The sequence below is a fragment of the Cryobacterium sp. Y11 genome, assembly GCF_002929535.1.
Classification (GTDB): domain Bacteria; phylum Actinomycetota; class Actinomycetes; order Actinomycetales; family Microbacteriaceae; genus Cryobacterium.
This window is the reverse complement of record NZ_PJJO01000058.1, coordinates 15,782-40,388: the sequence shown is the minus strand read 5'-3', so window position 1 is coordinate 40,388 and position 24,607 is coordinate 15,782. Positions and strand designations below refer to the sequence as shown.

At 64.5% G+C, this 24,607-nt stretch carries 28 protein-coding genes; 9 read left to right on the top strand and 19 right to left on the bottom strand.

Annotation, left to right across the window (positions count from 1 at the left end):
• Window positions 1–34 precede the first annotated feature (34 nt).
• The 3 genes from CXY75_RS12235 to ubiE are packed head-to-tail and all read right to left on the bottom strand — an operon-like array spanning window position 35 to window position 3,259.
• Window positions 35–1,417: an FAD-dependent oxidoreductase gene (locus CXY75_RS12235; RefSeq protein ID WP_104083097.1), complete on the bottom strand. Its 1,383-nt coding sequence runs from the start codon at window positions 1,415–1,417 to the stop codon at window positions 35–37.
• Between the two features lie 47 nt (window positions 1,418–1,464).
• Window positions 1,465–2,535, bottom strand: a complete 1,071-nt coding sequence (locus CXY75_RS12230; RefSeq protein ID WP_233201875.1) for a polyprenyl synthetase family protein — start codon at window positions 2,533–2,535, stop codon at window positions 1,465–1,467.
• A gap of 22 nt (window positions 2,536–2,557) precedes the next feature.
• A complete protein-coding gene (gene ubiE / locus CXY75_RS12225; RefSeq protein ID WP_104083096.1) occupies window positions 2,558–3,259 on the bottom strand; it encodes a bifunctional demethylmenaquinone methyltransferase/2-methoxy-6-polyprenyl-1,4-benzoquinol methylase UbiE in 702 nt (233 codons plus the stop codon).
• A 78-nt stretch (window positions 3,260–3,337) separates the two neighbouring features.
• On the opposite strand from ubiE, the gene CXY75_RS12220 reads away from it, so the two are divergent.
• Window positions 3,338–4,570, top strand: coding sequence for an isochorismate synthase MenF (locus tag CXY75_RS12220; RefSeq protein WP_233201874.1), 1,233 nt, complete (start codon window positions 3,338–3,340; stop codon window positions 4,568–4,570).
• Window positions 4,571–4,600: 30 nt separating this feature from the next.
• On the opposite strand, the gene CXY75_RS12215 is transcribed toward CXY75_RS12220, so the two are convergent.
• The 4 genes from CXY75_RS12215 to CXY75_RS12200 all read right to left on the bottom strand — a co-directional run bounded on the left by CXY75_RS12215 (window position 4,601) and on the right by CXY75_RS12200 (window position 7,903).
• Window positions 4,601–4,957 (bottom strand): hypothetical protein, encoded by a 357-nt coding sequence (locus tag CXY75_RS12215; protein WP_146069460.1) that lies wholly within the window; start codon window positions 4,955–4,957, stop codon window positions 4,601–4,603.
• A gap of 22 nt (window positions 4,958–4,979) precedes the next feature.
• Window positions 4,980–5,447 carry a hypothetical protein gene (locus CXY75_RS12210; RefSeq protein WP_104083094.1) on the bottom strand — a complete coding sequence of 156 codons (468 nt, stop codon included), beginning with the start codon at window positions 5,445–5,447 and terminating at the stop codon, window positions 4,980–4,982.
• A gap of 298 nt (window positions 5,448–5,745) precedes the next feature.
• Complete coding sequence (menD, locus tag CXY75_RS12205; RefSeq protein WP_104083093.1) at window positions 5,746–7,458, bottom strand: 2-succinyl-5-enolpyruvyl-6-hydroxy-3-cyclohexene-1-carboxylic-acid synthase; 1,713 nt, start codon at window positions 7,456–7,458, stop codon at window positions 5,746–5,748.
• On the bottom strand, window positions 7,451–7,903 hold the full coding sequence (locus CXY75_RS12200; protein WP_104083092.1) for a PLD nuclease N-terminal domain-containing protein: 453 nt from the start codon (window positions 7,901–7,903) through the stop codon (window positions 7,451–7,453). Before CXY75_RS12200 ends, menD begins: the two co-directional genes overlap by 8 nt.
• A gap of 72 nt (window positions 7,904–7,975) precedes the next feature.
• On the opposite strand from CXY75_RS12200, the gene CXY75_RS12195 reads away from it, so the two are divergent.
• Complete coding sequence (locus CXY75_RS12195; protein ID WP_104083091.1) at window positions 7,976–8,272, top strand: DUF4229 domain-containing protein; 297 nt, start codon at window positions 7,976–7,978, stop codon at window positions 8,270–8,272.
• Here the strand turns inward: CXY75_RS12195 and CXY75_RS12190 are convergent.
• Genes CXY75_RS12190 through CXY75_RS12180 form a run of 3 tightly spaced genes read right to left on the bottom strand, consistent with a single transcriptional unit; the run spans window position 8,246 to window position 11,387 of the window.
• Window positions 8,246–9,250 carry a 1,4-dihydroxy-2-naphthoate polyprenyltransferase gene (locus CXY75_RS12190; RefSeq protein ID WP_369826721.1) on the bottom strand — a complete coding sequence of 335 codons (1,005 nt, stop codon included), beginning with the start codon at window positions 9,248–9,250 and terminating at the stop codon, window positions 8,246–8,248. The genes CXY75_RS12195 and CXY75_RS12190 overlap by 27 nt on opposite strands.
• A 51-nt stretch (window positions 9,251–9,301) precedes the next feature.
• Window positions 9,302–10,474: an AMP-binding protein gene (locus CXY75_RS12185; protein ID WP_233201873.1), complete on the bottom strand. Its 1,173-nt coding sequence runs from the start codon at window positions 10,472–10,474 to the stop codon at window positions 9,302–9,304.
• A 1-nt stretch (window position 10,475) separates the two neighbouring features.
• The gene (locus tag CXY75_RS12180; protein WP_104083089.1) at window positions 10,476–11,387 is read right to left on the bottom strand and encodes a 1,4-dihydroxy-2-naphthoyl-CoA synthase; all 912 of its coding nucleotides are present in this window, start codon (window positions 11,385–11,387) and stop codon (window positions 10,476–10,478) included.
• A 221-nt stretch (window positions 11,388–11,608) separates the two neighbouring features.
• Between CXY75_RS12180 and CXY75_RS12175 the strand changes: the two genes are divergently transcribed.
• The 4 genes from CXY75_RS12175 (at window position 11,609) to CXY75_RS12160 (ending at window position 14,388) form a co-directional block, all read left to right on the top strand.
• A complete protein-coding gene (locus CXY75_RS12175) occupies window positions 11,609–12,679 on the top strand; it encodes an RNA polymerase sigma factor RpoD/SigA (RefSeq protein WP_104083088.1) in 1,071 nt (356 codons plus the stop codon).
• A gap of 9 nt (window positions 12,680–12,688) precedes the next feature.
• A complete protein-coding gene (locus CXY75_RS12170) occupies window positions 12,689–13,024 on the top strand; it encodes an ATP-dependent DNA ligase (protein WP_104083087.1) in 336 nt (111 codons plus the stop codon).
• A complete protein-coding gene (locus CXY75_RS12165; RefSeq protein WP_104083086.1) occupies window positions 13,021–13,281 on the top strand; it encodes a hypothetical protein in 261 nt (86 codons plus the stop codon). The genes CXY75_RS12170 and CXY75_RS12165 overlap by 4 nt, the downstream gene beginning before the upstream one ends.
• 102 nt (window positions 13,282–13,383) lie before the next feature.
• Window positions 13,384–14,388 (top strand): o-succinylbenzoate synthase, encoded by a 1,005-nt coding sequence (locus CXY75_RS12160; protein WP_233201872.1) that lies wholly within the window; start codon window positions 13,384–13,386, stop codon window positions 14,386–14,388.
• 23 nt (window positions 14,389–14,411) lie between these two features.
• Here CXY75_RS12160 and ccsB read toward each other — a convergent pair whose 3' ends face one another.
• From ccsB to CXY75_RS12135, 5 genes are read right to left on the bottom strand one after another with little or no spacing between them, the layout of a single operon-like run.
• Window positions 14,412–15,461, bottom strand: a complete 1,050-nt coding sequence (ccsB, locus tag CXY75_RS12155) for a c-type cytochrome biogenesis protein CcsB (protein WP_369826727.1) — start codon at window positions 15,459–15,461, stop codon at window positions 14,412–14,414.
• Window positions 15,454–17,151 carry a cytochrome c biogenesis protein ResB gene (locus CXY75_RS12150; protein WP_104083085.1) on the bottom strand — a complete coding sequence of 566 codons (1,698 nt, stop codon included), beginning with the start codon at window positions 17,149–17,151 and terminating at the stop codon, window positions 15,454–15,456. The genes ccsB and CXY75_RS12150 overlap by 8 nt, the downstream gene beginning before the upstream one ends.
• On the bottom strand, window positions 17,135–17,896 hold the full coding sequence (locus CXY75_RS12145) for a cytochrome c biogenesis CcdA family protein (protein WP_104083084.1): 762 nt from the start codon (window positions 17,894–17,896) through the stop codon (window positions 17,135–17,137). The genes CXY75_RS12150 and CXY75_RS12145 overlap by 17 nt, the downstream gene beginning before the upstream one ends.
• Window positions 17,893–18,492: a TlpA disulfide reductase family protein gene (locus tag CXY75_RS12140; RefSeq protein ID WP_233201871.1), complete on the bottom strand. Its 600-nt coding sequence runs from the start codon at window positions 18,490–18,492 to the stop codon at window positions 17,893–17,895. Before CXY75_RS12140 ends, CXY75_RS12145 begins: the two co-directional genes overlap by 4 nt.
• An 8-nt stretch (window positions 18,493–18,500) precedes the next feature.
• Complete coding sequence (locus CXY75_RS12135; protein ID WP_104083082.1) at window positions 18,501–19,145, bottom strand: histidine phosphatase family protein; 645 nt, start codon at window positions 19,143–19,145, stop codon at window positions 18,501–18,503.
• Between the two features lie 340 nt (window positions 19,146–19,485).
• Between CXY75_RS12135 and aspS the strand changes: the two genes are divergently transcribed.
• Complete coding sequence (gene aspS / locus CXY75_RS12130; RefSeq protein ID WP_104083081.1) at window positions 19,486–20,814, top strand: aspartate--tRNA(Asn) ligase; 1,329 nt, start codon at window positions 19,486–19,488, stop codon at window positions 20,812–20,814.
• Between the two features lie 152 nt (window positions 20,815–20,966).
• Here aspS and CXY75_RS12125 read toward each other — a convergent pair whose 3' ends face one another.
• From CXY75_RS12125 to CXY75_RS12110, 4 genes are all read right to left on the bottom strand, one after another.
• Window positions 20,967–21,266 (bottom strand): Dabb family protein, encoded by a 300-nt coding sequence (locus tag CXY75_RS12125; protein WP_104083080.1) that lies wholly within the window; start codon window positions 21,264–21,266, stop codon window positions 20,967–20,969.
• Window positions 21,263–21,532: a glutaredoxin family protein gene (locus CXY75_RS12120; protein WP_104083079.1), complete on the bottom strand. Its 270-nt coding sequence runs from the start codon at window positions 21,530–21,532 to the stop codon at window positions 21,263–21,265. The genes CXY75_RS12125 and CXY75_RS12120 overlap by 4 nt, the downstream gene beginning before the upstream one ends.
• 114 nt (window positions 21,533–21,646) lie before the next feature.
• Complete coding sequence (locus CXY75_RS12115) at window positions 21,647–21,745, bottom strand: 30S ribosomal protein bS22 (protein WP_003792170.1); 99 nt, start codon at window positions 21,743–21,745, stop codon at window positions 21,647–21,649.
• 132 nt (window positions 21,746–21,877) lie between these two features.
• Complete coding sequence (locus CXY75_RS12110) at window positions 21,878–22,327, bottom strand: helix-turn-helix transcriptional regulator (RefSeq protein WP_104083078.1); 450 nt, start codon at window positions 22,325–22,327, stop codon at window positions 21,878–21,880.
• Window positions 22,328–22,470: 143 nt separating this feature from the next.
• On the opposite strand from CXY75_RS12110, the gene CXY75_RS12105 reads away from it, so the two are divergent.
• Both CXY75_RS12105 and CXY75_RS12100 read left to right on the top strand, forming a co-directional pair.
• A complete protein-coding gene (locus CXY75_RS12105; RefSeq protein ID WP_104083306.1) occupies window positions 22,471–23,862 on the top strand; it encodes a TrkH family potassium uptake protein in 1,392 nt (463 codons plus the stop codon).
• A complete protein-coding gene (locus CXY75_RS12100) occupies window positions 23,855–24,526 on the top strand; it encodes a TrkA family potassium uptake protein (RefSeq protein ID WP_104083077.1) in 672 nt (223 codons plus the stop codon). Before CXY75_RS12105 ends, CXY75_RS12100 begins: the two co-directional genes overlap by 8 nt.
• Window positions 24,527–24,607: the final 81 nt, after the last annotated feature.

Sequence of the window (24,607 nt, the reverse complement as noted above, 5' to 3'; positions counted from 1 at the left end):
TCGACCCAACCCACCTCCGGGACGGGGCGCGGGGCTACTCCGCGCGGGAGACCGCCACCATTTCGTCGCGGTCGACGACCTTGATGCGGGTGCGGCCAACAGCCTCGCCGAGCGCGAGCTCGTGCTGGTCGAGGTTATGCCAGCCGTCAAGTCCGGTGTAGCGCACGCCGCGCGCGTCCAGCAGCGCCACGATGCTCTCCTCCGACGGAGACTCCGGCCGCCACCAGTTGCCAGTGTCGTTGATCACGTGTTTGATGGTTTCCATCGCGTCGCTCTTGGTGTGGCCGATCAGGCCGACCGGCCCGCGTTTGATCCAGCCGCACGCGTAGACGCCGTACATCTGCTGGTTGAACAGCCCGCCAGTGCCTGCCGATGGGTCGCGGCGCAGTACCTGCCCCTCGCGGTTGGGAATGACGCCGCGCTTCTTATCGAACGGCACGTCGGGCAGCTCCGACCCGAAATAGCCCACCGCCCGGTACACGGCCTGAACCGGGATCTCGCGAATTTCGCCGGTGCCAACGACGCCGCCGGCGGCATCCGTTGCCGTACGTTCCCAACGAAAAGCGGTCACCCGTCCGGTGCCGTCATCGACGATCTCGACCGGCTTAGCGAAGAAATGCAGGTGCAGGCGGCGGCTGGCCGTGCCGGTTTCGCGGGCACGCCAGGCATTCAGCGTCTTGTCGATCACGAAAACCTGTTTGTTGCTTGCGACGGCATCCGTGGCGGCCTCGTCATAGTCGAAGTCCTCGTCATAGACGATCATGTCCACATCGTTCAGCTCGCCAACCTCGCGCAGCTCGAGCGGTGTGAATTTAACGGATGTCGGCCCGCGGCGCCCAAAAATGTGCACGTCGGTCACCGGTGACGCCTTCAACCCGTCGTACACGTTGCCGGGAATCTCGGTCGGAAGCAGGTCGTCGGCGTGCTTGATCAGCATGCGGGACACGTCGAGCGCCACGTTGCCGTTACCAATCACGGCGATCTCGCGCGCCTCAAGCGGCCAGGTGCGCGGCACGTCGGGGTGGCCGTCAAACCAGCTCACGAACTCGGCGGCGCCGTACGAGCCCTTAAGCGAGGCGCCCGGAATGTTCAGATCGGCGTCCTGAACCGCGCCGGTCGCGAAAATGACCGCGTTGTAGTGCTTCTTAAGGTCGTCGAGGGTGACGTCCACACCGAACCGCACGTTACCGAACACGCGAATGTCGCCACTGTCAAGCACGCCGCGCAGTGCGGTGACGATGCCCTTGATGCGCGGATGATCGGGGGCGACGCCGTAGCGCACCAGGCCATACGGCGCTGGCAGGTGGTCAAACAGGTCGATCGAGACCTCAAAGTTGCGCTCAGCCTTAAGCAGAATATCGGCAGCATAAATTCCAGCCGGTCCTGCGCCGACGATGGCGAGTCTCAATTTGGTCACGGAAGATTCCTTACTGCGCGAGCAGTCGGGGCAAACCCCAACACGCTCTAGCTGGAGCGCTCGACGATGGACTCGGCGAATCGGGTGAGGGCTTTTTTAACCGAACCGTTCGGCAACGGAGCGAGGGCGGCGACCGCGTCGCGGGCCCAGCCGTGCGCCTCCGCGAGAGTTTCAGCGGTGACGGGGTGCTCCCGCAGCGCGGTGATCGCCGCATCGGCGGCCTCGGTCGACTCGACGTTGGCACTCATCACGTCGCGTTCGAGCCGTTGCAGCAGATCAGCGGATGCCCCATCGCTGACGGCGCGTTCCCGCAGCCGAAGCAGCGGAAGCGTCACGACGCCCGCCCGCAAGTCCGTTCCCGGCACCTTGCCCGTCTCCCGCGGCTGCGGCGACAAATCGAGCACATCGTCGATCAGCTGAAAAGCCACGCCAATCTTCTCGCCGAAGTCCACAACGGGCTGCTCGAACTCAGCCGGAGCGTTGGAAAACACCACGCCACCCTGCGCGGCGGCCGCGATGAGCGAACCGGTCTTGCCGGCGAGCACCTGAATGTAGTGCTCGACCGGGTCGTCGCCCTCGCGCGGGCCGACCGTCTCCTGAAACTGGCCCAGCACGAGGCGCTCGAAAGTGGTCGCCTGCAGCTTGATAGCGCGCTCCCCGAGCCGGGCCATCAGCTGGCTGGCGCGGGCAAACAGCAGGTCGCCGGTGAGGATGGCGATCGAGTTGCCCCAGACGGTCTGCGCGCTCGGAACACCACGACGCTTGTCTGCGTCGTCCATCACGTCGTCGTGATAGAGCGAGGCGAGGTGGGTCAGCTCGATGGCGGTCGCCGCGGTGATCACGTCGGGCACGGTGCCGTTGCCGAGGTGCGCGGTGAGCAGTGCCAGCATCGGACGCACCCGCTTGCCCCCGGCGTTGAGCAGATACCGGCTCGTGACGGTGGCAATTTCGTTGGCGTAAACCAGTTCGGCGAGCAGCGTAGCTTCGACCTGTTCGATGCCGGCATCAATGTTCGCGGCCAGGCCGCGATCGGCGGAGGTCGAGAAAATACGATCGGCAAGGCCCACCTGGCTCGCCACCGACGCGCTGCGTCGGATCACGGGGGCTCTGGATTTCACGTGGTTCAGCCTATCGAGTTGATCAGGACTTGGTGCCGCGGTGCAGGGCAACGATACCCAGAGTGAGATTGCGGTAGGCGACGTGCGAGTAGCCGGCCGAGCGCAGCCATCCGCTTAAGACTGGCTGGGTCGGCCAGGCCGCGACGGATTCGCCGAGGTAGTCGTAGGCTGCGGCGTTCGACGACGCGAGCCGCACAACCCGCGGCATGACGTGGTTGAGGTAGGCGAAGTAGCTCTGGCGCACGAGCGTGAGCGGCGGCGTCGAGAACTCACAGATCACGACGCGGCCGCCGGGCTTAGTCACCCGGTAGAACTCGGCGAGCGCCTTTTTCGGCAGGGCGACGTTGCGCAGCCCGAATGAGATGGTGACGGCGTCGAATTCGTTGTCTTTAAAGGGAAGAGCCATGGCGTCGGCCTGCACGAATTCAATGTTCGCGTTGTGGGCGTGGCGAGTTTGGCCGACCTCGATCATGCCGGCCGAAAAGTCGGCGGCGACGACGTGGGCTCCGCTGTGTGCGAGGGCTGCGCTGGAGGTGCCGGTGCCCGCTGCGATGTCCAGAATGCGTTCACCAGCCTCGGGGTTGACGGCCTTGGTGGTCGCAAGGCGCCAGAGCGACGCGTTGCCGACCGACAGCAGCGCATTCGTGCGGTCATAGTGGGCGGCGACCTCGTCGAACATGGCAGCCACCTGCGCGGGCCGTTTGTTCAGGTCTGCTCTATTCACCCCCCTATTCTAGGTCGCGAAGAGTGCCCGAAACTGCACGGTTGCCGGGGCCGAGCGGCGCGGGCGTAGGCTACAGAAGTGAATGTGCAGGCCTTGACGGTCGAAACCTCCCCGATAGCCGATATCCGCCAACTGATCCTGCTGCTTGACGACCGCGCGCCCCTGCTCTGGATGCGTCGCAACCAGGGCCTGGCAGGCATCGGCTGCGCTCTTCGACTCGAGTTTTCCGGCCCCACCCGCATGACGGATGCCGCGGCCGCCTGGAAACAGGTCGTCGCCTTGGCCACCGTGACCGACCCGCTGGCCCGCACCGGCACCGGGCTTCTGGCCCTTGGAGCGTTCACCTTCGATGAGTCGTCCGCCCAGACCAGCGTGCTGATCGTGCCCGAGATCATCGTCGGCCGCTTCGGCGGCCAGTGCTGGGTGACCCGCATCTGGGCGACCGGCGAGACGGCCCCCGAGAACCCGCTCGTGCTGCATCCGCTCGGCGACGAGTACCGCATCACCCTGCTGCCCGGCGCATTGCCCCCGGAAGACTTTCGCAGCGCGGTCAGCTCCGGCGTTGAGAACATTCGGTCTGGACGGGTCAACAAGGTGGTGCTGGCCCGCGACCTGGTCGGGCGGGTGCCGGCCGAGTCCGACCTGCGCCGCGCCATCAGCAAACTCGCGCTTGGCTACCCGGACTGCTGGACCTACGCCGTCGACGGCCTCATCGGGTCAAGCCCGGAAACCCTCATTCGCGCCGACCACGGTTCGGTCAACGCTCGGGTGCTGGCCGGCACCATCTCGCGCGGAGCGGATGCCGACACCGACCGCGAAGCTGCCCTCACCCTGGCTACCTCGGCCAAGGACGGCGACGAGCACGAGTTCGCCGTACAGAGCGTGCTGAAGTCGTTGCGCCCGCACACGTCGACGCTCGCCACGAGCGAGATTCCGTTCACGGTCAAGCTGCCCAACCTCTGGCACCTTGCGACCGACCTCGAGGGCACCCTGAGCGACGGATCGACGTCGCTCGACCTCATCGCGGCGCTGCATCCAACGGCCGCTGTCGCCGGCACCCCGACTCGTGATGCGTTGAACCTCATTCGCGAGCTGGAGCCCTTCGACCGTGGCCGCTATGCCGGCCCGGTCGGCTGGGTCGGCGCCGACGGCGACGGCGAGTGGGCGATCGCCCTGCGCTGCGCGCAGGTCGCCCCCGAAGGCGGCATCACGGCCTACGCTGGCTGCGGCATCGTGCCCGGCTCCGACCCCGACCGCGAGCTGGCCGAAACCAAAATGAAGTTTCGCCCCATCGTCGAGGCCTTCGGGTAGCCTGCGCCTCGCCCCGCCTCTTTTCGCGAACTAGAGCCAGCGCCAGGAATCGATCACGGCGGCGATGATCTCCTCGCCGTTGTCCTCGGGAATAACGAAGGAGATCAGGAAGAACTTCACTGGGTCCCCGGCGACGACGTAGTGCTTCGGCGCGAGGACAGTGAGAAAGGCCTTGGTCCGGATGTTTTCGTCGGTGCTGATCAGGCGCGTGAGGTTGGCGTCGACGCCGTCAAGGCTGACGGCCTCTTTCGGGCGGGTGACCTCGCCGGCAAAATAGGTCTCATTCAGAAACTCGACCACGTCGTCGAGGCTGCCGTTCCGCGTCCGTGAGTCGGTGATAGTCAACGCGTCCGGTGTCACCATGACGCTACCTAAAACGTTGCCCATCCCCGTATCGTAGATGGCACCGTCAGCGTCGCGTTCGCCCAGCAGTTCCGGCGCCGTGATGCAACTTCGCGTGTTCCCCAGAGAATTGGTGTAGTCGCCGGGCCCAGTGAAGGAGTATCAGGGGGGTGACAACGGGTTGGCCCTTGGCCAGGATCGCCGTGCCAATTCCCGAGCTCACCAGACCGACGACAATCACCATGGTCACGAGCATATTGGTGAGCACCGCCAGGCTCGAACCGATCAGGCCCGCGAGGCCGAACGACTTGCCACCCGGCGTGCGAATGGCCAGTATCCCGAGAAGGATGCCGGCGATACCCAGCAGCAGCCCCAGAATCGGAATCCAGCCGGTGACGAAGGCGCCGATGCCCACGGTGAGTGCCGCGAGAACAATGCCACCGCGACGCTGCGGCGGGTTTGGCGTGTTCGGCACTGGGCCGCGTTCGAGGAGGCCTGCGGCCTGCGGGTGGTTCTGGGGCGAGTCGATGGTCATCTGGGCCTCCCGGCATCTGTGTGCCGTACAAAGTAGCAAGCACCACGTTGGAGCCAACTCCCTCCAACAAATCTGTGCATAACTCAATGCCCGGCCTCGATTAACCGTCCCTACATCTCGCGAGAGCGGGAAGAATGTTGCTTCACGGGTGCTGAAGCAACGTTCTTCCCGCTCTCGCGAACCCCGGCAGCCGCGCGCGGTCGCCGCGGCCCGCCTCGCCGCCGAGGGGTCGCAAATCGACGCAAACCCCCGGACGGTCGAGTTGCGACCCCTCACGATCTCCGCGCTGCGGCACAGCTCAACGAACGAGCGGAACCTCGAGGATGGTAGGACTCGTGGGAGCTCCGGTGAGGGCGCGCTCCAGGTCGCTGCGCGTGGCAGCAACGCTGTACTCCCAGCCGTAGGCGGCGGCGAGCGCCTTGAGATCGACATGCCGCGGTGTATACAGCACGCGATCCATCGCCTCGGCCGGCGCGGTCTGTGCTACCTCGAGACCGTCGAAGATGCCGCCGCCGCCGTCGACGCCGACAATGACCTGCAGCCGCGGGCGCGGTTCGCCCGGAGCGAGCAGCAACGAACCGACGTCGTGCAGAAGGGTCAGGTCACCCAGCAGGACCCGGGTCACGCCGACCGAGCGCGGTTCGGGTTCGGCCTGACTGGCCAGGGCTACGCCGAGGGCGGTCGCAATGGTGCCGTCGATGCCGGCGAGCCCACGGTTGGCCAGCACGGTGATCTTCTTGCCGGGCACCCGCTTGTCGGCTTCCCGAATGAGACGGGAGGCACCAAACACGAGCCGGTCATGCGGCCACGACGCGCGCCAGACGGCATCGACGAGCAACTCCCGGGTCAGCGGTGCTCGCAGCACGGCGAGTTCGGCGCGAGTGATGCCACGTTTGTCCATCGGCGCCCGACCTTCGTTCGCCGTCGCTTCGACGAGGGCCCGACTGGTCATCACCCACCGCCCCAGCCACTCGCGGCCGGCCGGCGAGCGCGCGGCCAGAACGGATGCAGCATCCGCTCCGATCGAGCGGGTGAACCCGCGCGCGGCTCGGCCCGGGTTGTACCATTCGAGCCCACTTGGGGCAACGACGATGGTCTCCACGCCGGCCCGCGCAATGAGGGCGGGAATCTCTCGACTGAGGGTGGGGTGTCCGAAAACGATGACCCGTTCAACTTCGCCGCCCAGGTCAACCGCGCCGAGCAGTTCGCGGTAGTGCACGATCAGGTTGGGGCCGAAGCGGGCGCCACTGGAGACTTCGGCCAGCAGCGGCCAGCCGCCGGCATTGGCCAGTTCTTCGGCCGCCGGACCGGCCCCATCACCGGCGACGACGACCGTGCGTGGTCCAGGCGTGAGCAGCATGGTCGGCCCGTCGGCCGACGTGGCGGGTGCAACACGGGTAACCGGAGTTACCGCTGGCAGTCCTGCCGCAAGCGCGGTCGACAGCGGCTCCCGAAAGGAGAGGTTGAGCTGCGCCGGGCCGGGAGCGGCGGTACCAACGCCGGTGGCGGCATCCATCGCCTGCCGGGCCAGCACCACGGCAATGCCGGCCTCGTCTGGTTCGCCGACCGGCGCCGGAACGTCGAGGCAGAGCCGGGTGGCGCCGCCAAAAATGCCGGCCTGCACGGTGGTCTGGTTCGAGCGGATGCCGCGCAGCTCGGCCGGGCGGTCGGCCGTCAGCAGAATCATCGGCACCCCGGCGTGGTGCGCCTCGAGCACCGCCGGGTGCAAATTGGCCACGGCCGTTCCCGACGTGACGACGACGAGAGCGGGCAGGCCGGTCTCGAGGGCAAGGCCGAGCGCGAGAAAGCTGGCGCTGCGTTCGTCGGTGCGCACGTGCAAGCGGATGCTGCCTGCCCGTTCAAGTTCGGCCGCGGCCAGCGCGAGGGCTTGCGAGCGCGCTCCAGGACAGAGTACGAGGTCCCCCACGCCAAGTCGAATAAATTCATGCAGAATGGCGACGCTGAATTCGGTTGCCGGGCTGCCGCGGTGGCTGGTAATCCGCTCAGACATCCCGCCGGCCAGGCTGCTCGCCCTCGCCCGGTTCTTGCTTCTTCTTCGGGTCAGCGCCGGTACCCTTGCCGGGTGCTGGATCGTTCTTGTCGAGCTCGGCCAGGTCTTGTTCCATTCGGCGGATGCGCTCCTGCTGATCTTTTTGGTTGAATGGCCGGTTCTCGCTGGTCGCGGTCGTAACACCGCCGCCGTTTAATCCACGCAGAAAGTCGAGGTCGTCATCGGGAGCCACCGATCGGAACGACCGGCTGGTCGGCGTTGAACGACCGTGGCCGACGAGCAACCAGAGCAGCGGGCCGATCAGCGGCACCAGCACGATGACGAAGATCCAGACCCAGCGCGGCAGACCACGGATGCGCTTACGGTCAAAAACGGCACAATCCACGAGGGTATAGACCGTGAGAATGACCAGGGCCAGTCCTAGTCCGATCAAGAGCTTGGGCATGCCTTGAGTCTAAGCCGCTTCGCCGTGAGAGACATGTGCGGATGCTCAGCCGCGGCATTCTAAGCTAGATCCATGAAATTCGTGGCCCCCTGGCTGTACTACTCCGTGATGCGCGTGCTGATGTTCGCCGTGCCCCTGGCGATTCTGCTGTCCCTCGGCTTGTGGCCCTGGGCAGCAGCGGTGATCGCCGCCATGCTCGGGCTCTGCCTGTCGTATCTGTTTCTCGGTAAGTCCCGCGAGAGTGTTGCGCGTGACCTGTACCAGGCCAGGCACCCCACCAAGGAACCGGTGAACGCCGATGCCGACGTTGAAGACCGGGCGATCACCGCACGTGAGCAGAAGTCAGAACGCGAAAGCAACTCCCAGTAGCAACCCGTAAGCCAGCGCCGCAAAGCTCGTGAGCTTGAGCGCAAGAATGAGTTCCCTGGCCGTGGTCGCGGTGACCGTGATGAGGCAGGCCGGCAGGGCCAGCAGCAGCACGAAGAACGTGAATATCCCCAGCGGATAGACCAGGCTGAACAGTCCGGCAATGACGAACGGCAGCAGCAGGAAGACGCAGAACACCACCCGGGAGGCCGTTCGTCCGATGCGCACCGCGAGGGTGCGCTTGCCGGCGGCCTTGTCTGGCACGATGTCACGCAGGTTGTTGACCATGAGCACCGCGCACGCGATCAGCCCCATCGCCACACCGCCGAGCACGCTCTCGGTCGTGAAGTCGCCGACCTGCACGTAGGTGGTGCCGGCGGTGGCGACAAGGCCGAAGAAGACGAAGACGAACAGTTCGCCCAGACCCAAATATCCGTACGGCTTCTTGCCGCCGGTGTAAAACCATGCAGCGGCCACGGCGACAACGCCGACGATCAGCAGCCACCAGTGCTGGGTCAACACGACGAGAGTGATCCCGGCCACTCCGGCGAGCCCGAAAAAGGCGAGTGCAACGCGCAGCACGGTGCGTGGGTTCGCGCCGCCGCCGCCGGTGAGCCGGGCCGGCCCGACCCGGAAGGCGTCTGTGCCGCGAATACCATCGGAGTAGTCATTGGCGTAGTTGACGCCGATCTGCAGCAGCAACGCCACGGCGAGCGCGAGCAGCGCGCGCACCGGGTGGTAGACGCCGGGGCCCGCCGCGACGATGGCGGCGCCAGTGCCGAGCAGCACAGGAGCGATAGCGAGCGGCAGGGTGCGCAGGCGCGCGCCCGAGATCCAGTCAGCGGCGGTGGCTGGCTTGACCCTGGCCGGCCCCTTGCGTGCCGGGCCGTTCTTGCGGGCAGGGTGCCCCGACTTACCACTACCCGGTCCAGTAGCCCGGGTACCGGTGTCAGCACCGGCCAGCTTTGCCGCAGGATTCAATCTTTGTTGTTTGGGCCTGACCGGCCGAGCTCCTTGTGCCACGCAACTATGTTAGTGGCCAGCGCAGGACCGGCCGTCGTTCCCGGCCGCAGCATACTGCGCCAGCGCGGCTCGGTCGGGCTTACCCGAGGCCAGCTGCGGAATCTGGCCCACCATCACGATGCGCGCGGGTCTGGCCGCACGCCCGAGCAACGCCACAACGGATGCCGCCACTCCCGCCAGCTCCGTCGCCGCGCCTATCCCTCCCGCCAGCACCACGACCGGAACCTGCCCCCATTGGGCGTCATCGGCGCCGACCACGACCGCCTGCTCCAGCCCCGGCAGCAACCGCACGATCCGTTCGACGGCGTCGAGTGATACCTTTTCACCGCCGGAGATGATCACGTTGTCGGCCCGGCCCAGCACCGTGACTCGGCCGGTGACCGGGTCCACTTCGCCGAGATCCCCGGTGCGATACCAGCGCACGCCGTGCTCGAGAATGAAGCGGTCAGCGGTGCGTTCGGCATCGCCCAGATATCCTTCGGCGAGCACAGAGCCAGACAGTTCGAGCTGCCCGTCAACCACGCGCACGAGGGTGTCGCCGATCGGAACACCGTTGTAGACGCAGCCTCCGGCAGTCTCCGACGACCCATAGGTGCGCACGACCCGCACGTCCAGTTCCGCCGCCCGCGCGATAAGGTCCGGTCGGATGGCCTGCCCGCCAACCAAAATCGCGGTAAAGCGACGCAGCACGGCCAGCAGGGCCGGGTCATCCGCTGCGTCAAGCAATCGGGCCAGCTGCACCGGCACCAGCGCGGTGTAGCGCAGCGGCTCGGTCATGGTCTCGGCCAGGCGCCGAAAGGTCTGCGGGTCGAAATGTCCAGGCTTCAGCACGAGCGGGCTGGTTTCGGCGGCGATCGACCGCACGAGCACCTGCACCCCGGCGATGTAGTGCACTGGCAGGGCAAGCAACCATTGCCCGGCCCCGCCGAGGGTGACCGCCGACGCCGCAGCGCCGGCCAACAGCGCGTTGGTGGCGAGCATAACGCGTTTGGGTACCCCCGTTGACCCGGAGGTTTCAATGACGACGGCGACCCGCTGGGGTGCGTCACCGAGATCCACCGCGGCATCGGCTCCGGGGGCCAACGGCAGCACGGCCGGACCATTGCCGGCCAGCGCGTCCCGCAGTATTGCGAGAAACTCGAGCGGATGCTCCGGCGCGAGCGCCAGCAGCGGCCTGCTCACGTCAGTACTGCCACGGGTACGGCGACCAATCCGGTTCGCGCTTCTCCAGAAAAGCGTCCCGTCCTTCGACGGCCTCGTCGGTGCCATAGGCGAGGCGGGTCGCCTCGCCGGCGAACACCTGCTGACCGACCAACCCGTCGTCAACGGCATTGAAGGCGAACTTGAGCATGCGGATGGCGGTGGGCGATTTGGTGAGAATTTCACGGGCCCAGTCCAGTGCCACGGTTTCAAGTTCGGCGTGCGGTACGACGGCGTTGATCGCACCCATTTCTAGTGCCCGCTCCGCCGAATACTCCCTGGCCAGGAAGAACACCTCGCGGGCGGCCTTCTGGCCGACCTGACGGGCGAAGTATGCGCTGCCGTAACCGGCGTCGAAGGAGCCGACGTCGGCATCCGTTTGTTTGAATTTGCCGTGCTCGGCGCTGGCGATGCTCAGGTCGCAGACCACATGTAGGGAGTGTCCGCCGCCCGCTGCCCAGCCGGGAATGACGGCGATGACGACCTTGGGCATGAAACGGATGAGCCGCTGCACCTCCAAAATATGCAGGCGTCCGGCGCGCCCACGGTCGATCCCAGCCGCCGTCTCACCCTCGGAGTACTTGTAGCCGTCCCGGCCGCGAATGCGCTGGTCTCCACCGGAGCAGAATGCCCACCCGCCATCCTTGGCGCTGGGGCCGTTGCCGGTGAGTAGTACGACGCCGATCTTCGAGTTCAGCCGGGCGTCGTCAAGCGCGGAGAACAACTCATCCACCGTGCGCGGGCGGAAAGCGTTACGCACCTCGGGCCGGTCGAAGGCGATGCGGGCGATTCGCCCGCTCAGATCGTGGTGATAGGTCAGATCGGTGAGATCTTCGAAGCCCACGACGGCCTTCCATTGGCTCGCATCGAAGATTTCAGATACCTGTTCGCTCATGCGCTTCAGCCTACGCGGGCAGACAGGCGGTTTCGCCTGTTGCCAACTCGTAATATCTACGGTTGAAAAGACGAAATAACCTCAGGTAACCTGTACCGAACACAATGTCAACCCCTTGATCACCACCCCCCTTCGGGGGTGTACTAATGACAGGAAATGCACGGGGAGGTGGCCATGAATATCACAGACAGCATCACTAGCCAGCGCGGGGGTAAACACTCATGACGACTACTGTCCAGACCGCGACCGCACAGCCGACCATTCAGACCACTACCGTGCAGCAGCCGCGACCGGCCGCAGCATCCGGGAGCACAACAGCCTCCCGCCGTACCGCGTCACCGGCCAATTACAGCGCAGCATCAACGGATGCCTTCGGCGACTACCTGCGACGCATCGGCAAGGGAACCCTGCTCAACGCCGAGCAGGAAGTTGATCTTGCGCGTCGCATTGAGGTGGGGCTGTTCGCCGAGGCCCGACTGCTGCGCGAAGGCAATGCCATGCAGCAAGATTCAACCCAGCACAGTTCAACGGCCTCCGATTCCGTCGAACAACGGGAGCTGGTCTGGCTCATGCACGACGGGCGCCGCGCCAAGAATCGATTCATCGAGGCCAACCTGCGCTTGGTGGTGAGCATTGCCAAGCACTATTCCGGCCGTGGCGTACCCATCATGGACCTCGTGCAGGATGGCAACATGGGCCTCGTGCGCGCGGTCGAAAAGTACGATTTCATGACCGGCTACAAGTTCTCTACCTACGCCACCTGGTGGATCCGTCAGGCGATTCACCGGGGCATGGCCGACAAATCGCGCATGATTCGAATCCCCGTGCATACCGCCGAGAAGCTCAATAAGATCAAGCGCATTCGTCGCGACCTCACCAGCGTGCTCGACCGCGATCCGACCGCACGTGAGATCGGTGAAGCCGCCCAGATTCCCATGCGCGACGTGCTGCGGCTGCTGCAGTACGACAATGAACCGATTTCCCTGCACACCCCGGTCGGCGACGGCGCCGGTGATATGGCCGAACTCATCATCGACGACGACCTCCCCCAGCCAGACGAACACGCCACGCTGACCCTGCGGGCCGCCGACATCCGCTTCTTTCTCGAGACGCTGCCGCCGCGGGAACGCTCCATATTGCGGGCCAGGTTCGGGCTCGACGGCAACGAGCCGCGCACGCTTGATCAAATCGCCCACATCGAGGGCGTGACCCGGGAACGCGTGCGCCAGATAGAGAAGCGGGCTTTGGCCCTGCTGCACGTGCCGCGATTGGAGCACTACCTGCAGGACTAGGAGGCAGACATGGGAAAGCTGACCTACGACTCGAACCTCGCCGCTGACTTTGACGATCGCGTGCTGGCACATATTCAAGTGGTTATCGGCGCCAAACTTCGGCGCGGGGAATCGTTCTATTTCACCTGGCGTGATGACCCACAGGCTGGCGACGGGCACAGCACCATCTGGCTGCACCCCAGCATTCCCCTCGCCTACAAATATTTCGGAAGCCGCTCCCCCACCCTTAATCGCGAGTGGATCGAAGCTCTCATGGCCACCGCTAACTCCGCGACCGGTTTACAGATCGTGCAGGAACCCCGCTCAGCAACGGCACAATCGACCACCGCGAAGGAGGAGCCATGAACCGCATCGACATTGTCTACGGCGGCAAACCGTATTCCCTCGGCGGGCGTTCCATCGAGTCGATTCAGGTGGAGATTGACGGGGCGATCGCCGCCGGCCTGCCGTATTGGCTGCGGGTCAATAGCGGCGAGGGTCGTTTCGAAGACGCTTACCTGCTGATCGCCCCCGGCATCGGCGTTGCCATGGTCAACGTCAAGCCCAGCGGCGTCGACGACGACCATGAAGGAGACGAGCTCTACAGTCAGGACTCGCTGTAGTCAGGCTTCCACTGATCCTGCTCTGACCAAACAGCTCTGGCCAACCAGCTCTGGCCAACCAGCTCTGGCTCACTCCCAGCCGGGGGCTGGCACACTGGAAGCATGATGACCTCACTGGATGCCACGGTCCCGCCCCTGGAAGAGCTTCTCGGTTCCGCGCACGTCGTATCCCTGAAACTGTTCGATCGGTTTCGAGGCTTGGATAGCCGGGAAGCACTGCTGTTGCACGGCCCACAGGGCTGGACCGAATTCTCCCCGTTCGTGGAATACAACGACGCCGAGGCCGCCAACTGGCTACGCGCGGCGATCGATTTCGGCTGGCAGGACGCACCCCACCCGCTGCGCACGAGCATTCCGGTCAACGCAACGGTGCCCGCCGTTCCCGCCGACAAAGTCGCCGCGGTGCTGGCCCGCTTTCCCGGCTGCCGCACCGCCAAGGTGAAGGTGGCCAGCCCCGACCAGACCCTGGCCGATGACGTCGCCCGCGTCGCCGAGGTGCGCCGCGTGCTCGGCCCTGAGGGACGCATCCGTATCGACGCGAATGGCCTCTGGAACGTCGACGAAGCCGAGCACGCCATTCATGCCCTCAGCGCCTTTGACCTCGAGTACGTCGAACAGCCCTGCATGACCGTGCCGGAGCTCGCCGAGATTCGCCAGCGTACGACCTACCTGAGCGTGCCGATCGCCGCCGATGAAAGCGTGCGCAAGAGCGGTGACCCGCTTGCCGTCGCCCGGGCCGGCGCCGCCGACATCCTTGTGATCAAGGCGCAGCCGCTCGGCGGCATTCGCGCAGCGCTGTCAATCATTGGCCAGACCGGCCTGCCGGTCGTCGTGTCGAGTGCCCTCGACACCTCGATCGGGCTGTCTATGGGCGCGCACCTGGCAGCATCCGTTCCGGGGCTCTACTTTGATTGTGGTCTCGGCACAGCCTCGCTGCTCGCCGAAGACGTCACGACTGACCCGCTACTTCCCGTCGACGGCGCCATTCCGGTGCGCCGGGTCACGCCAGCCCCGGCCTTGCTGGAGCAGTACGCGACGACCCCCGCTCGCCGCGACTGGTGGCTCGCTCGCCTAGCACGCACCCACGCGCTCCTCGCCGCCGAGTAAATCCGTGTGGCTGCGGGTGAGGGTTAGAGAGCGAGGCCCGAGTAGGAGTGCAGGCCGTTGAAGAACACGTTGACGATGCCGAAGTTGAACATGACGGCGCTGAAACCGATGATCGCGAGCCAAGCCGAGCGCGATCCGCGCCAGCCGCGGGTCGCCCGGGCGTGGATGTAGCCGGCGTAGATGACCCAGATGATGAAGGTCCAGACCTCCTTGGTGTCCCAGCCCCAGTACCGGCCCCAGGCCTGCTCGGCCCAGATAGACCCGGCCATGAGGGTGAAGGTCCACAGGATGAACCCGATGATATTGATGCGGTAAGAGAGGTTCTCCAGCGTCGCCGACGACGGAAGCGTGGCCAAGAAACGCAGGCGCAGAGCGGATGCGATCGCCCCGCGCGGCGCTTCAGCACCGTCGGCCACGTGGTTCTCCCGCCGCGCCTGCAACAGCTGCACGGTCGACAGGGCAAAGCCGAGGGCGAATAGTCCGGTTCCGAGTGACGCTACGAAGACGTGAATCACCAGCCAGGCCGACTGCAGCGCCGGCGGCAGCGGCGCCACCTCCACGTAGAACTGCAGCGCGGCAATGCCGAGCAGCACGAGCACCAGGCCGGTCACGAAGGTGCCGAGAAAACGCAGGTCGGAGCGCAGCAACACGAGCAGGAACACGGTCATGATGAGCAGGGTGCCGGTCATAGCGAACTCATACATGTTCGCCCACGGCACCCGGTCGGCGGCAAAACCACGCATGACCGTGGCTGCGAGGTGCAGTACCCAGGCCAGAACGGTCAGGGAGACGCCAATTCGCAGGCTCGACGACCGGCCGTATGGCAGGGCCGCATCGTTGTCCATCCGGGCACTGATGCGCGACAACACTGGCCGCTTCAGAGTCAGCGTGCCGCCGGCTCTGGCCGGGGAAGCAGCATCCGCTTCGAGCAAGTCGGTCGCCTCGATGGCATCGACGGCACTCGATCGGCGGGCCAGGTCAACCGCAAAGGCGATGAAGGCCAGGGCGTAAACGGCCATCGCCGAGTACAGCGCGTACACCGAATACGAGTTGAGCAGTGCGGAGTCAGTCAGATTCACGTTGTAAGCCTAAATCTTTTCGGGGGGTAGCGGTGGGTTGGGCGTTGTTCAACAGCTTCTCGTGCCGGTCGGCGAGCGCGGTGACGGCAGTTTCGAGGGCAGGGTCGTCGCCTCGTGCCAGGGCGGCGTATTCGAGGTGCACCGTTCCGTCACTGGCGGTGGTCGCCTTCACCCAGACCCGGCGACGCGGCACCATCAGCCCGGTAAACAGGCCGAACAAGACGAGTACAGAGAAGGAAATCAGCCAAATCTGGGTGGGATCGTGGTGAATGTCAAAACTTGCAAAGCGCGGAACCGACTGCTTGAAATCGCCGGCAGCTGAGGCGGCCGGGTCGTTGTCGACGAAGCTGACGGTGCCGAGGCCATCGGGCAGCTCTGCCGATTCGCCCGGCTTGAGCTCGATGGAGGCAACACCGGTCTTGCCGCCGGTCTGCTGGGTCAGGTCATCGGTAACGAGGGCATACACGGATGTCGGCACGCCGTCATCAAGACCGAGGTCACCGGTGTAGACGTTGAGCGTGAGCAACGGATATTCGAGGTCTGGATAGCTGGAGAAGTTCGCGCCGGACTCGGCTTTGTCTTGTGTGGGGTAGAAGAATCCGATCATGCCGAGCTGTTCGGTCAGCCCGTCGGGAACCTTGACGATGCCCAGCGACGTGAGGTTGGCGTCTTGCGGTAAAAACGGCACAGAGTCGGAGAAGACGACGGTGCCGTCGGGGGCGGTGACCTGGATGGTGGGCGCGTAGCCGTTGCCGAGCAAGTAGATGCTCGTGCCGTTGGTGCGCAGCGGACCGTTGACCTTGACCTCGGCGGGATTGGGCTTTGCGTTCTTGGGCGTGACGGACACGTCGGCGGTAAAGTCGATCGGCTGGCCATAGGCCTGGAGGTTGCGCTGTTCGTACGACACCGAAAAGTCATCCAGGCTCAACGTGTACGGGTCGAGCGTGGTGTCGTCGAAGAAACGGCCCGGGTTAAAGGAGTCGTAGGCGAGCAGGGTGTTCACGAAGGTCTGGCCCTCCACCAGCACGCGCTGGCCGCTGAATCCGTAGCCGCCGCCGAATCCGACGGTGACCAGTACGCCCAGCAGGGCGATGTGAAAGGTCAGGTTGCCGGTCTCTCGCAGGTAGCCACGTTCGGCCGAGACGGATGATTCTCCGGCAGCATTGAACCGGGCGACGCGGTATCCGCTGGATTTTAGGAGGGCGCTGGCGGTGGTGATCGCGGCTGTGGCATCCGTTCGCGCTGGTGCATCGCGTTCGGTGAAACCCGACAGCCGCGCCAGGCGGGCCGGCGTGGCCGGCGGCTTGGCGCGTAGGGCCAAAAAGTGGTGCTTTGTTCGCGGTATGACACAGCCGATGAGCGAGATGAACAGCAGCAGGTAGATGGCCGAGAACCAGGCCGAGGTGTAGACGTCGAAGGCCTGCAACTTGTCGAGCGTCGGCGCCAAATCGGGGTTGTCGGCGAAGTACTGCGTGACCCCGTTCGGGTCGGAACTTCGTTGCGGCACGAGCGAGCCGGGAATGGCCGCGATGGCGAGCATGAGCAGCAAGAAAAGAGCCGTGCGCATGCTCGTGAGCTGACGCCAGAACCAGCGGAGCCAGCCGATCAGGCTGAGCTTGGGCTGCACAATACCGGCCTGCGGTGTCTGCGGGCGAGAATCGTAGTGGTCAGATGGCCGGGACAAAGTTGCCAATCACCCCTTGCAAATCGAGGAGCCAGGTGTTCCAGATTCCGGTCACCATGAGTACTCCAATGACGACGAGCAGAACGCCGCCGAACAGGTTGATGGCACGTATATGCCGTTTCAGGAATGCGACGGATCCCGTGGCCCAGTTGAGACCGAGAGCGATCAACAAGAACGGAATGCCAAGGCCGAGGGAGTAGAACAGCGCGAGCAGGCCACCCTGCCAGGGCGAACCGGTGCCGAGGCTGAGCGAGTTGATGGCGGTGAGCGTCGGGCCGGTGCACGGCGTCCAACCGACCGCGAACACCGCGCCGAGCACTGGCGCTCCGGCCAGACCCATCTTGGGGCGCCAGTTGGTCTTGATGGTGCGCTGCATCGCCCCGAACTGGCCGACGAAAACCAGACCGAGCAGAATGACCACGACACCGGCCAGTCGGGTGATCAGGTCGCGGTAGGAGTTCAGCCAGAATCCGGCGGCACCGAAGACGACGCCGGTCAGCACAAACACCACGGTGAAGCCGAGCACGAAGAGGCCGACGCCAGCCAGCAGCCGGGTGCGGCCGCGCCGATCCCGCTTGGAGGCGCCGGTGCGACCGTCGGTGAAACCACCGATGTAAGCGAGGTAGCCGGGAACGAGCGGCAAAATGCAGGGGGAGGCGAACGATACCAGCCCGGCGAGGAGTGCGATGGGAATGGCGAAGAGCAACTGGCCGCTGAACACGATCTCACCGAAGGGATTGTTCACTCGGTGGCGCCGCCGTCAGTCTCTGCGATGGTGTCGCGAATCAGAGTTTCCAAAATAGACGGCGAGGTGACCTGCCCGAGAATGCGGGCGGCGACCCGCCCCTCGGCGTCGAGTACGAGGGTGGTGGGCACCGCGTTTGGCGGGATGCTGCCGCTAAACGCGAGCTGCATGGCCCCGGTGTCGACGTCGAGCACCGAGGGGTAGGTCACGCTGTACGTCTCGTTGAAGGCAATCGCGTTCGGGGCCTGGTCGCGCACGTTGACGCCGAGAAAACTCGCGCCCTCGTTTTCGAACTGGGCATTCAGGCTTTGCAGATCGGATGCCTCTGCGCGGCACGGCGCGCAGCTCGCGTACCAGAAGTTGACGACCAGAACCTCGCCGAGCGCGTCGGCGCTGCTGACCGTTTCACCCGTCTCGGTCACGCCGGAGAACTCGATGGCCTCACCGCGGCCTTCGAGGGGGATCTCGGTGACGCTGCCGTCGCCGGCAATGAAGCCCTTGCTGGATCCTTCGCGGTACTGCTCGGCGAGCGGATCGGAGGAGCATCCGGCGAGAAGGAATGCGGCAGTGGCGAGACCTGCCAGCAGAGGGACCATACGGCGCCTCATACGGCGCCCACATCGTTGCTCGGGTTGAGCAAGGCCACCGCTGGGCTGGCATAGCCGGTTTCGGCGAAATGGTCACCGTGCCAGGAGACCGTAGTGATGCTTGACAAATCGCACCGGCGTTTGCGCGGGTCGTGGGCTAGGCGTTCGTGGGCGAGGTATCGGTGCACCATCCAAATCGGCAGCTGGTGGCTGACCAGAACGACGTCGCCGTCGTCGACCGAGTTCCAGGCGTCGTCGACCGCCGCGAGCATCCGTTTGGCGACCGCACGAAAAGGTTCGCCCCAGCTCGGCCGCAGGGGGTTGATCAAGGCTGGCCAGTTGCGGGGGTCGCGCAGCGCGCCATCGGGGCCGCGCATCCGCTTGCCTTCGAACGCGTTGGTCGGTTCGATGATGCGTTCCTCGGTGTCGAGCGATAGCGCGAAGGCTGCGGCGATGGGGGCCGCCGATTCCTGCGCGCGCTGCAGCGGCGAGGCGATCACGCGAACGACGGGGCGTCCGCGCTCGACCAATTCGGCGGCGGCGGCGGCGGCCATGAGCACACCCTGTTCGGAGAGTCGATAGTTCGGCAGCCGTCCGTAGAGCACGCGTTCGGGGTTGAAAACCTCACCGTGACGCACGAGATGCACTTGACTGGCTACCACCTAACTATTCTACGGAGGGCTCAACCTAGAAACCGCCGTGAGGCGCTCCTCCACGACCGCGGAACACGATGTAACCAGCCCAGGATGTCGCGCACGACGAAGAGCACCCACGCCGCCATGAAGATGAAGCCGGTCCACAGCCCCTCATTCATGATTCCAGGAACGCCAAGGAACCCGCCACCCAGCTCACCAGGAACGTTACGTTCTCAGCCATTTTCTGAAAACGCAAGCGTGCCGCGTCTTGTCCTGCGCCTGCCGATGTCCTCACCCCTGCCCCATACTCGCACCTACCGGCGCAGGTCGCGCTGGCCGCGCGAGCGGCTCCGGCTAAACTCGAACAGTGACTTCGCGCGTATTAATCAAGAATCTGTCCGCTCTCGACGACGGCCCCGTTTCGGTGTCGGGTTGGGTCGACACGGTGCGCGACCAGAAAAAAGTGCAATTCGTCGTTCTCCGCGACGAATCCGGCGCTGTGCAGCTGGTCAACCCCCGCACAACGGATGCCGAGGGCGTCGTCGTTGCCGACGAGCCGGCCACCAGCATCTCGGGCCTCGCCCAGGGTACCTTCGTCACCGTCACCGGGGCGCTCAAGCACGACGAGCGCGTCAAGCTCGGCGGCATCGAAATCAAGCTGGCCACCCTCACCGTGGTGTCTGCTGCCATTCCCGAGACACCCATAGCGGCCGACTCGAGCCTCGACAAGCGCATGGATTGGCGCTTTCTCGACCTGCGCAACCCCAAGCAGAACCTCATCTTCCGCATCCAGACCACGTTCGAGCACGCGCTACGCACGTACTGGATCGAGCACGACTTCATCGAGCTGCACACCCCGAAGCTCATGGCGAGCGCGAGTGAATCGCGCGCCGAGCTGTTCGAGGTGGGCTACTTCGATACCACGGCGTACCTCGCGCAGAGCCCGCAGTTCTTCAAGCAGATGGCGCAGTCGGCCGGCTTCGGCAAGATCTTCGAGGTCGGGCCGGCGTTCCGCGCCGATCCTTCGTTCACCAGCCGCCACGCCACCGAGTTCACCAGCGTTGACTCCGAGATCAGCTGGATTGACAGCCACGACGACGTTATGCAGCTGCACGAAGACCTCATGGTCGCCGGTTTCACCGCCGTCAAGGCGAAGCACGGCGACGAGGTGCTCGCCCTGTTCGACGTTGAGGTGACCGTTCCGAGCACGCCATTCCCGCGCATCCCACTGGCCGAGGCCAAGGAGATCGTCAAAAGCCGCGGCTACGAGGTTCCCCGCGACGACGACGACATGGACCCGGAGGGCGAGCGCCAGATCGCCGCGTATGTGGCCGAGAAATACGGGCACGAATTCGTGTTCCTCACGGATTACGCCTCGAGCATCCGCCCGTTTTATCACATGCGTCACGAAGGTGACGCCTCGATCACCAAGAGCTACGACCTCATCTTCAACGGCACCGAGATCTCCACCGGCGCCCAGCGCGAGCACCGCATCGAGGTGCTCGAAGCGCAGGCGATCGAGAAGGGCCTCGACCCGAAGGAGATCGAGGGGTACCTTGACTTCTTCCGTTACGGTGTTCCGTCGCACGGAGGGTTCGGCATGGGCCTGGCCCGGGTCTTGATGCTCATGTTGCACCAGACATCGATTCGCGAGGTCACCTACCTGTTCCGCGGCCCGACCCGCCTGGAGCCGTAATCCCAGCCGCTGGCCCGACTCGCTGGTGCGTAAAACCGGCAAAATTTGCGACACGCCGGGTGGGAGCATCCGTCTGACCCGGCGTGTCGCAAATTTACCGGCATTAGCCACGCCAGCGGATGTCCGCGGCCCGGAACTAGCGCTGGCGTCAGCTAGACCTTGAGGTCGACGGCCAGGCGGTCGGCGACGACGGTGCGGATGAACGCGCCGACCTTTTTGTGCTCTGGGTGATTCTGGTAGCGACCGAGGGCCTCGAGGTCGTCAAAATCAGCGATCAGTGCGACGTCCCAGTTTTCGTCACCGGCGACATCCGGTCCCACCGTCAGCACGCGAATCTCAGGAACGACACCAACCAACGCCTGCAAGCCGGCGGCTATCGCGGCGGCGTCGTCGGCCTTCTTGCGCGGGGTGAGGGCGTTGAGCTTCCAGCAGACAATGTGACGAATGGTCATGAGACCTCCAGTAGGGCTGTGCGCAAGCGCACGGGATCGATGCGCCAGTAGTTGTGCACCTTGCCGTTGATGAGGAGCACCGGGATGTCCTCCAGGTAAAGGTCGTGCAACTCGGCATCATCGAGAATGGAACGTTCCTCGAACGTGATCTCTGGGGCAGACGCTTCGCCTTCGAGCTGGGCCAGAACGCTGCCGATCATGTCACGTGCGTCATCGCAGAGGTGGCAACCGGGCTTACCGATCAGGGTCAGGTGTGCGCTAGCCATTACTCCAGCCTAGGCCGACGAACCCAACGCTGACACCGACGCCGATCACGAGACAGCAAAAAGCGCCAGTCCCGAGGGGCTAGCGCTTTGCTCACAGAACGACGAGGAGCCGTTCTACTTCTTATTACGACGCTGGTGGCGAGTCTTGCGAAGCAGCTTGCGGTGCTTCTTCTTCGCCATACGCTTGCGTCGCTTCTTAATTACAGAACCCACACGGACCTCACAAGTATTGGTTTAGCCGCGGGGCCCGCGACTGACACGAAAACACCATTCTATCGGACAAAACCGCCTCCAACTACTCAGTGGCCGAATCTGGGCCCGATTGACCAACCGGATGGCGCAGTTTCAGCTGTTTCTGCGCCATTTTTTCGCGGTTGCGTCCTTCACAACATGCGACATCTGGGAGGCGTCGGCGAAGGCCTTACCGATGGCCGAAGCAAAGGCCCGTTGCTCATCCTTGAGACCAGCCTCGAGCTCGGCACCCTTTACGACCTGGTTGAAGTCGACGCTGAGAAATGGAATCAACCAGTCCTCGATCTCTTCGAGCGGCGAATACTCCAGCCGATAGAAGCGGTGCTGCCCGTCTTCGCGCACCGTGACCAGACCGGCCTCGCGCAACACCTTGAGGTGCTTGGACACCGTCGGCTGGCTCAGCCCGAGGTGTCCGACAATGTCAGACACGCTCAATTCGCGGTGCACATCGCCAACGGGCTCGCCGGGAGTGGCTCGTTCCAAAAGGATGCGCAAGATGTCGCGCCTTGCCGAGTCCGCCACCACGGTAAAGATGTCTGCCATAACCTCAGGGTAGTCAGTAGCACTGGGAAATCACTACCGGGCGGTAGTACCATGTCAAACTCACGGGTCGCAGGTCAATCGGAGGGTTCCAGGTGTTGTCTAGAACCGGAACCGAACCATTTTTTCCGCACCCGATTTCCGTCTTGGCGCGAATACGCGACGGTGTGGACGCCCTCGCGCACAAGTCGCCATCGCGCTTCGCGATTTTGGTGTTCACCGCCCTGATCATGCTGTTCACCCTGTTATTCTCACTGCCGGTCGCCTCGGCGGACCGCATCATGACACCGCTACACGACGCCCTGTTCACAGCCGTCTCGGTTATCTGTGTCACCGGTCTCACCACCGTTGACATGGCCACGCACTGGTCGGCGTTCGGCAACATTCTCGTCTTCGTCGGCGTCAATATCGGCGGCGTCGGCGTTTTAACCCTGGCGTCGCTGATGGGCCTGGTCATCTCGCGTCGACTGGGGCTGCGGGCCAAGCTCATGGCCGCGAGCGACTCCAACCCCTCCCGCATTCATGCCGGTCCGGTCAATGAGGGGCAAACCGTACGGCTGGGCGAGGTCGGCAGCCTGCTGCTGACCGTCGCGATCAGCGCGCTCGTGATCGAGGTCGGCGTCGCGGCCCTGCTCTTTCCCCGAATGCTGGGAGCCGGCGTCGCGACCGGCGAAGCGATCTGGCACAGCTTCTACTATGCCGCGATGGCGTTCACCAACACCGGCTTCAACCCCAACGCTGGCGGACTCGACCAGTTCGCCGGGGACTACTGGTTTCTTGGCGCGCTCATGATCGGCGTCTTTCTCGGCAGCCTGGGCTTTCCGGTGATCTACGCTTTCGCCCGCGGCTGGCGCACCCCCCGCCGGTGGTCAGTGCACGTGAAACTGACCCTCGTGACCACCATCGCGCTCATGATTCTGGGCATGGTGTTCTACATCATTCTCGAATTCGACAATCCAAAAACCTTCGGGTCGCTGGGTGCTGGCGACACCATTTTTCAGTCGCTGTTCATGTCGGTGATGACCCGGTCCGGCGGCTTCGCAACCATCGACATCAGCGACCTACACGGCTCGAGCCTGCTATTGAGCGACATGCTCATGTTCATCGGCGGCGGGTCAGCGTCGACCGCCGGCGGTATTAAGGTCACGACCCTGGCCATCCTCTTTCTGGCCGCGTTTGCAGAAGCTCGCGGCAAGCAGGAGATGGAGGCATTCGGTCGGCGAATCCCGAGCGATATTCTTCGCCTGTCGGTCAGCGTGGTGCTCTGGGGCGCGACGACCGTAGCCGTTGCGAGCATCCTGATTCTGCACATCTCCAAACAACCATTCGACATTGTGCTATTCGACGTGATCAGCGCATTCGCGACCTGCGGGCTCTCGACCGGGCTCACGGCTGACCTGCCACCCGAGGGTGTCTACGTCATGGCCGCGACGATGTTCATGGGACGGGTTGGTACAGTGACACTCGCGGCAGCACTGGCCGCAAGTCACAGCAGGCAATTGTTCAAACGCCCGGAAGAGAGACCCATCGTTGGTTGATCGCATCAAACACGACGCCCCCGTACTCGTTATCGGGCTGGGACGCTTCGGTGCAGCCACGGCCGGCCAGCTCGACCGACTCGGCCGCGAAGTGCTCGTCGTCGACACCAGCGATGCACTCGTGCAGAAATGGTCAGAGCGGGTCACCCACGCGGTTCAAGCGGATGCCCGCTCGCTCGAGGCCCTGCAGCAAATCGGTGCACAGGACTTCTCGATCGCGGTCTGTGCCGTCGGTTCCTCGGTCGAGGCCAGCGTGCTCATCGTCGCCAACCTGGTTGACCTGAAGATTCAGCAGATCTGGGCCAAAGCAATCTCCAAGTCGCACGGCAAAATTCTCGAACGAATCGGCGCCAACCACGTGATCTATCCCGAGGCGGAAGCCGGCGAACGAGTCGCCCACCTAGTGTCGGGCCGAATGCTCGACTTCATCGAGTTCGACGACGATTTCGCCCTGGTGAAGATGTATCCGCCGAAGCCTATTCGCGGCCTCAGCCTCGTCGATTCCTCGGTGCGCCGCAAGTACAACATAACGGTGGTCGGGGTCAAGAGCCCCGGCAAACCATTCACCTATGCGACCCCGCAGACCGTGGTGTCCAACCATGACCTCATCATCGTGTCGGGCGCCGAGGCCGATATCGAACGGTTTGCGGCGCTCGGATCATAACCGATGAGCATCCGCTCCGGTGAAATGTGCGTTGATTCGATGAATTTTCCTCCAATCTGGGGACGGCAACCGGCTATTCTC

Coding starts and splice junctions, on each gene's coding strand:
- CXY75_RS12170 (WP_104083087.1), top strand. CDS start 12,689: ATGGGAAAGCTGACCTACGACTCGAACCTCGCCGCTGACTTTGACGAT.
- CXY75_RS12165 (WP_104083086.1), top strand. CDS start 13,021: ATGAACCGCATCGACATTGTCTACGGCGGCAAACCGTATTCCCTCGGC.
- CXY75_RS12195 (WP_104083091.1), top strand. CDS start 7,976: ATGAAATTCGTGGCCCCCTGGCTGTACTACTCCGTGATGCGCGTGCTG.
- CXY75_RS12120 (WP_104083079.1), bottom strand. CDS start 21,532: ATGGCTAGCGCACACCTGACCCTGATCGGTAAGCCCGGTTGCCACCTC.
- CXY75_RS12175 (WP_104083088.1), top strand. CDS start 11,609: ATGACGACTACTGTCCAGACCGCGACCGCACAGCCGACCATTCAGACC.
- CXY75_RS12180 (WP_104083089.1), bottom strand. CDS start 11,387: ATGAGCGAACAGGTATCTGAAATCTTCGATGCGAGCCAATGGAAGGCC.
- CXY75_RS12160 (WP_233201872.1), top strand. CDS start 13,384: ATGATGACCTCACTGGATGCCACGGTCCCGCCCCTGGAAGAGCTTCTC.
- CXY75_RS12125 (WP_104083080.1), bottom strand. CDS start 21,266: ATGACCATTCGTCACATTGTCTGCTGGAAGCTCAACGCCCTCACCCCG.
- CXY75_RS12215 (WP_146069460.1), bottom strand. CDS start 4,957: ATGGGCAACGTTTTAGGTAGCGTCATGGTGACACCGGACGCGTTGACT.
- CXY75_RS12140 (WP_233201871.1), bottom strand. CDS start 18,492: ATGGTCCCTCTGCTGGCAGGTCTCGCCACTGCCGCATTCCTTCTCGCC.
- CXY75_RS12210 (WP_104083094.1), bottom strand. CDS start 5,447: ATGACCATCGACTCGCCCCAGAACCACCCGCAGGCCGCAGGCCTCCTC.
- menD (WP_104083093.1), bottom strand. CDS start 7,458: ATGTCTGAGCGGATTACCAGCCACCGCGGCAGCCCGGCAACCGAATTC.
- CXY75_RS12200 (WP_104083092.1), bottom strand. CDS start 7,903: ATGCCCAAGCTCTTGATCGGACTAGGACTGGCCCTGGTCATTCTCACG.
- CXY75_RS12110 (WP_104083078.1), bottom strand. CDS start 22,327: ATGGCAGACATCTTTACCGTGGTGGCGGACTCGGCAAGGCGCGACATC.